Annotated in this window: 6 protein-coding genes; 2 read left to right on the top strand and 4 right to left on the bottom strand. The window is 50.1% G+C overall.

What is annotated here, in order from left to right:
* Positions 1-362 (top strand): DUF2798 domain-containing protein (locus R3177_RS12670; protein ID WP_318971394.1); only part of this gene is annotated, 362 nt, incomplete at its 5' end.
* Here the strand turns inward: R3177_RS12670 and R3177_RS12665 are convergent.
* Genes R3177_RS12665 through R3177_RS12650 form a run of 4 tightly spaced genes read right to left on the bottom strand, consistent with a single transcriptional unit; the run spans position 349 to position 4,556 of the window.
* Positions 349-771 (bottom strand): group 1 truncated hemoglobin, encoded by a 423-nt coding sequence (locus R3177_RS12665; protein ID WP_318971393.1) that lies wholly within the window; start codon positions 769-771, stop codon positions 349-351. The two genes, R3177_RS12670 and R3177_RS12665, sit on opposite strands and share 14 nt — an antisense overlap.
* Positions 765-1,595 (bottom strand): DUF3034 family protein, encoded by an 831-nt coding sequence (locus R3177_RS12660; protein ID WP_318971392.1) that lies wholly within the window; start codon positions 1,593-1,595, stop codon positions 765-767. The genes R3177_RS12665 and R3177_RS12660 overlap by 7 nt, the downstream gene beginning before the upstream one ends.
* Positions 1,592-3,907 carry a putative bifunctional diguanylate cyclase/phosphodiesterase gene (locus R3177_RS12655; RefSeq protein ID WP_318971391.1) on the bottom strand — a complete coding sequence of 772 codons (2,316 nt, stop codon included), beginning with the start codon at positions 3,905-3,907 and terminating at the stop codon, positions 1,592-1,594. The genes R3177_RS12660 and R3177_RS12655 overlap by 4 nt, the downstream gene beginning before the upstream one ends.
* 7 nt (positions 3,908-3,914) lie before the next feature.
* Positions 3,915-4,556: a methylamine utilization protein gene (locus tag R3177_RS12650; RefSeq protein WP_318971390.1), complete on the bottom strand. Its 642-nt coding sequence runs from the start codon at positions 4,554-4,556 to the stop codon at positions 3,915-3,917.
* 206 nt (positions 4,557-4,762) lie between these two features.
* Here R3177_RS12650 and R3177_RS12645 point away from each other — a divergent pair, with 206 nt between their 5' ends.
* Positions 4,763-5,692, top strand: coding sequence for an ABC transporter ATP-binding protein (locus R3177_RS12645; protein WP_318971389.1), 930 nt, complete (start codon positions 4,763-4,765; stop codon positions 5,690-5,692).
* The last annotated feature ends 109 nt before the right edge of the window (positions 5,693-5,801 follow it).

The following is a 5,801-nucleotide window of genomic DNA, read 5'->3' as shown; positions in this document are numbered from 1 at the left end:
GGCAATTGCAGCGGGGTCAGATCTGTGTCACCCATCGAGCCGGCATCAAGGAAAACGATTCTGGTCATGCAATCCTTAGTTTGTTTGGTTATGATAAGCCCCCTTTAATTGGAGGTGTTATGTTCCCCGCAAAATTCCAGCCGGTTATTTTTGCTTTTATTATGTCCGGTTTTATGGCGTTTCTGATGTCGGGCATACTGACATTGATTAATCTTGGCTGGTTCAGTGGGTTTATCACAGCATGGCTGCATGCCTATGTCTATGCCCATGCCTGTGCTTTTCCACTGGTATTTGTCTTTGCTCCCCTGAGCCGGCGACTGTCAGCCAGACTGGTGAAACTACCCGGCGTCAGCGGTAACTGATATCTTTGTACATCGGGGCCAGCAACCCCAGCAGCGCGTTTTGATCAGCAATACTGATTTGCTGGCGTTGCATGACCTTGATTAAACCTGCAACCAGTGCGTCATAATCTGCCAGCGTAATATTAAAGCCGGTGTGACTTTCCTGCATACTGCTGCCGCTGTACTGACAAGGACCACCACTTAAGTCACACAGCTGTTCGGTCAGTTTAGCCCGGAAGCGGCCAATATCACTGTCAGCAAAATGATGGACGATTCGTTCATCATGTTCAATTTCATATAACAGGCCATCGACAATCGCTTCAATGCCAGGTGCAGAGCCTAACCGCTGATACAGCGTCGTCGGGGTTGAACTGCTGCAACCAGACAGCATAAGCAGGCAGGCCCATAATAGCCCGCTACGTATCACCATGTTGCCTCCAACGCCAGATAATAGCCGGTTTGTGAACCCTGACCGGCAATATGGCCTAAATCGACATAAGCACCGGTTAAACTGACATTTTTATTGATAAACCAGGCGATAAAAATATCCCGCCAGTGTTGTTCAGCGGCAAACGCCAGGTTATCTGGCTTCTGCTTAAATTCAATACCCAGCGCCAGATTGTAATTCAGCAGCAATGCGGCAGAACCTTCGAATAAGAATTGATAGTCGTTATCAATAGCGCTGCCAAAACCCAGTAAGCCGGTCTGGTTCGCTTTGGTTGCCCGGATGGTGCCATTTAGCAACAGGTTTCGACCTGCCAGCTGGTGAAACAGCACTTTGCTGGCGGCCAGATAAAAGTCGGTGCCATTGGCACTTTTTGCGCCTACTGCCTCAGGCAGGGCAAAATCAGCATTGCGCTTATGTGATATGCCAAAGCTGAGTTGCGGCATCGCGGTATACAACAATTCACCGGCCAGATGATATTTTACCGAGAAGATATCCTGCGCTAAGTTACCGCCGATTGACTCAAGCGCGAACCGCTGACGGGCATAAGACAGCTCCCATCTGTTGTCGAAGCTCAGCGCAATGCCGCCGCTGGACAGGTTGAAATTGTTAACCCCAACGCGGCTAGCAAAGGTGGTGACTGACCATTCTTCACTGCTGGCGTAGCCATTAATTACTGCCCAGGGCACAATGCCACCCCCGGCATTGCCCTCAATGGTTGTTGCGCCCCCGGTGCCGATAATTTTGCTGCCAGCTGTGGCGACAGCAGGCAACAGCACAAGCATAAGCAGCGTCACACGTAATGTCATTCAGTTACCTCCGCCGTTGGCTTGGTTGCTGCGGCAAAGTTGATTAACCACTGGCGGAAATCAGCCGTCGCCAATGGCTTGCTGAAAAAGTAACCTTGCACAGTATCGCAGCCTGACGCTTGTAAAAATCGCAGTCCGGCCTGATTTTCCAGACCCTCGGCAGTGACTTTCAGCCCCAGTCCGTGTGCCAGTTTCACAGTAGCATTGACGATAAGTGCATCATTGGTGTTTGTTTCGATATCTTTAACAAATGCCCGATCAATCTTAATTTCATTGACCGGGAGCTGTTTCAAATACGCCAGCGATGACTGCCCGGTGCCAAAATCATCGATGGCCAGACTAATCGCCATCGATTTTAATGTGTTCAGATTGGCGATAACTTTGCTGGTATCTTGCATAACAGCACTTTCGGTGACCTCTAACGCCAGCGCCGATGCCGGAACCTGATACTGTGCCAGCATGGCCTCAATTTGCCCCGGCAGACTCTGATCCAGCAAATCTGCCGCTGATAAATTAACCGCCACCCGTAAAGTGGGAAAGTCCCGCTGCCAGGCAGCCAGTTGCTTTATCACCGTTTGCAGCATCCACTGAGTGATCAGGCTGATATTACCCGAGTGCTCGGCTGTGGCGATAAATTCTACCGGAGAAATAAAACCCAGTTGCGGATGCTGCCAGCGAATCAGTGCCTCAGCACTGTGACACTGCTCAGAAGCCAGCTCGACCTTTGGCTGGTACATCACGTATAGCTGACCGCTTATCAGCGCGTCGGGTAAATCGCGGATAATCGTCAGTTCCCGCTGATGAGTTTCGTCCTGACCATGCTGATAAAAAGCGATACCGCCGCCGGCTGCAGTGGCATTTTCCTGTGCCAGATCAACCCGTCTTAATGCCTCGCTGGTTGAAACCCGGCCTGGTTCAAACGGATAAATACCAATTGCTATTTTTAAGTTTATCAAAGAGTTCTGGATATTGTAGGCCGGTTGAAGGCTGTTGTATAAATCAACCAGCTGCGGTTCGGTCAGGCTTTCGTTAAACAGCATCAGAAACTCGTCACCACTTAGGCGGGCACACATCGCGGCCACCGGCTGATGATGCTTCAGGCGTTGCGCCAGTAATTGCAACAAGCTATCACCATTTGCCAACCCCAGCGTGTCATTAATATGTTTAAACTGAATAATATTAAGCTGCAACAGGGTGCCGCGTTGTGTTGCTAAAATGGCGGGCAGCCGCTGCTCTACCGCATGCCGGTTTGACAAGCCGGTCAGCGCATCATGTTCAGCTTGCTGGCGAAGTTGCAGTTCGCGGGCAGCAATACTGTGTTGCATATTGACCAGTGTACTGGTCAATACGCCGATTTCGTCCTGACTAACCGGCGGTGGCACAGCCGCATTGCCCTGGCCTATCGCTCTGGCAAAATGACTGAGCTGGCTTAATGGTTTGCTGATGCTGCGGGCAAACATAAAAGCCGCGGCCAGCGCCAGCAACAACCCAAAAACAAAAATTTCAACCAGCTGGCTTCGCAACTGCTGATAACTGGTGAGCCAGCGGTCATCAGGCATATGCAGTAAAGCCCACAATCGTTTGTCACTGTCGAGCGGTTTGCCACGGCTGATATAACTGAATTCCCCGACAAAATGGGTAGTATTCGGGGAGCTTAATATCTGTTCGAGGTTACTGAGTAACTTTTGTTGTGCTGTCAGCGGCAGCGTACTGGTTACTTGCTGTCCGGTGCGGTCATTAAGTTGGGTAAAGCTGATATCCAGCCCGGTAATGCCCTTGATCTGTTCTGCCAGCGGCACATCGACCAGAAAACCCATGCCAACCCAGGCGATAATAACCGGCGCCCTCACCGGCACAACCACCAGCTGGTAAGCCCTGCCATTAATTAGCAGAATGTCAGTGACCGCAGTGGAGCCCAGGGTGGCGGGCAGCAACTGGCTGATATCGGCCTGATTCAGGCTGTTACTGCTGGCCAGTAATTCACCCTGTGGATTCAGCAATAAGGAGAGTTGCGCATTGATCCTGCTACCATGATTTTGCAATACCGATTCAATGGTCGCTTGCTCTGCGGTGGCAATAGCCTGACGAAAGCCAAAATCAGCAGCCAGCAGGCTGACGCTGTTTGTTAACTGAGCGGCGCGGTTGTCCAATGCCTGCTGAAAAACTTTGCTGGCAACACCGAGTGACAGCTCCGCCTGTTGCAGCGAATGGGCCCGCATCGATTTCAGCGTGGCATAACCGGTCAGCAGCATCAGCAAACTCAGTAACACCACCAGTAAGCTGATCCATTTGCTGCGCAATGACTTAAACATTACCAGCTTACCTGTTGCCAAAGCCACGTTGTGGCGCCTGCGGTTTCTGCTGGGTCAAGTCAACGGCTAACGTGACAGTTTCTGTTTGCTCAGGCATGACCACGTTAAGTGCAGCCTGCTGCCGCGGTGTCAGTTGCCAGGGGTGCCAGACTAAAAGCTGATAGTCGCCTAACTCAATATCAGGCCATATCAGCTGGCCCGTCTCATCAGATACGGCCAGCAGATTACTCTCAGCAACATAAATGTAGGCCTGCATATAATCGTGGATGTTGCAGCCAAGGGCAACTATGCCAGGGGTGTTGAAGCTAATCGGTGCCTCAGGTTTGTCGGCGTATAACTGGATCTCAAATTGTTTAGCCGGCGAAAATGAGTACACATGATGGCGGGTTTTATCCAGATTGGGAAATTCCACGACACTGCCGGCTGGTACTGCGCTGACAAAAGGCACAAAGGTGAGCTTTTGCTGGGCAACCTGAATGCGCTGTGGTTTTAGTGGCGGATTGCTTAGCGAGCGCAGCTCAACCACAGCATCCGCCAGTGGTTGTTGCTGCTGGTTGACAACATTAATGGTTAAAGTGGCAGCGAATAACTGGCTGGCGTGCATTGCTGAAGCGATAACAAGGCCGAAGACGGTGGATGCTAACTTCATAATACCTGCGAGCTTTTTAGAGAATGTAAATAACCATAGCAAGGTCTGAGCACTGCGACAAACAGAATCTGCAATCCTGACTGATATTGTCAGGCATTAGCTATAATGCCAACATCTGCTTACATATTTACTAACAATTTGCTGTTGGCCTCAGGGGCGGCAGCAATGTTAATTTAGTTAAATATATAATCAGAATCGGGCAACCTATGCAGTTAATTGTTACCGCTATCAGTAAAGACTACGGCGCTATTGCCGCAGTGCGGCAGGTCAGTTTTCAGATAAATTCAGGCGATATCTTTGCTTTGCTTGGCCCGAACGGCGCCGGTAAGTCTTCTATTATCAGAATGCTGGTCGGCATGACCAAACCTGACAGCGGCAGTATTCTGGTTAGTCATCAGCAGGCACATTACGACCATGTGCCACGGCGGTTACTGGGTTATTTGCCGGAAGACAGGGGCTTGTATCCGGACAAAAGTATTGAAAAAAACCTGCTGTATCTGGCGCAGCTACATGGGCTGAATAAGCAAAAAGCACTGAAGGAAATGGCACACTGGCTGGCAGTGTTTGAGCTGACAGACCGCCGCCATGAAGATTTAAAGCAATTGTCCAAAGGCAATCAGCAAAAAGTCCAGTTAATTGCAGCAGTATTACATCAGCCGGCATTGGTTATTCTGGATGAGCCCTTTTCAGGACTCGATCCGATTAATCAGGAAAAAGTGGTTGAGTTTCTAAAAGCGCTTAAAGCCCGTGGCATGACTGTGATTTTAAGTGCCCACCAGATGGCAATGGTAGAAAAGCTGGCTGATCATATGTTACTGATGGCTCAGGGCAAAGCCATTCTGGCAGGCAACCTGGAAGAGATTAAGCAGCAGATTGGCGCGCAGCGGCAAATGATGATTAGCTGTGCTCAGCCGGTCATCGCGGAGCAGGTGCAGCAGTGGCTGCCGGAGCTGGAGATAGAATGGCATAGCAACAGCCGTTTCGGATTGAAACTAACGGCAGAGCAAAGTGTCTCGGCTATTTTAAAAGAGCTGGTCAAGCAGGTCGAGCTCTCTCAGGTTGAAATGCAGACGGCGGATCTGCATCAATTGTATTTAACCGCGATGGCACAGCATCAGCTGAGGGAACAAGCATGATTTCAAGACAAAGCCTGATCGTCGCAAAATGGGAATTTTTGCGCTTTTTTAAATGGAAACAACAATTAATTTCTTACCTGCTGATGATGGCAGTGATGGCAGCTGTTGC

It is taken from the genome of Arsukibacterium sp. (assembly GCF_033722355.1).
In the GTDB taxonomy this organism is placed as follows: domain Bacteria; phylum Pseudomonadota; class Gammaproteobacteria; order Enterobacterales; family Alteromonadaceae; genus Alishewanella.
This window is presented reverse-complemented; position numbering and strand designations above follow the sequence as displayed.

Bases quoted from the DNA above. Each gene is read 5' to 3' on its own strand.
- R3177_RS12665 (WP_318971393.1), bottom strand. From the start codon at position 771: ATGGTGATACGTAGCGGGCTATTATGGGCCTGCCTGCTTATGCTGTCT.
- R3177_RS12660 (WP_318971392.1), bottom strand. From the start codon at position 1,595: ATGACATTACGTGTGACGCTGCTTATGCTTGTGCTGTTGCCTGCTGTC.
- R3177_RS12655 (WP_318971391.1), bottom strand. From the start codon at position 3,907: ATGTTTAAGTCATTGCGCAGCAAATGGATCAGCTTACTGGTGGTGTTA.
- R3177_RS12650 (WP_318971390.1), bottom strand. From the start codon at position 4,556: ATGAAGTTAGCATCCACCGTCTTCGGCCTTGTTATCGCTTCAGCAATG.
- R3177_RS12645 (WP_318971389.1), top strand. From the start codon at position 4,763: ATGCAGTTAATTGTTACCGCTATCAGTAAAGACTACGGCGCTATTGCC.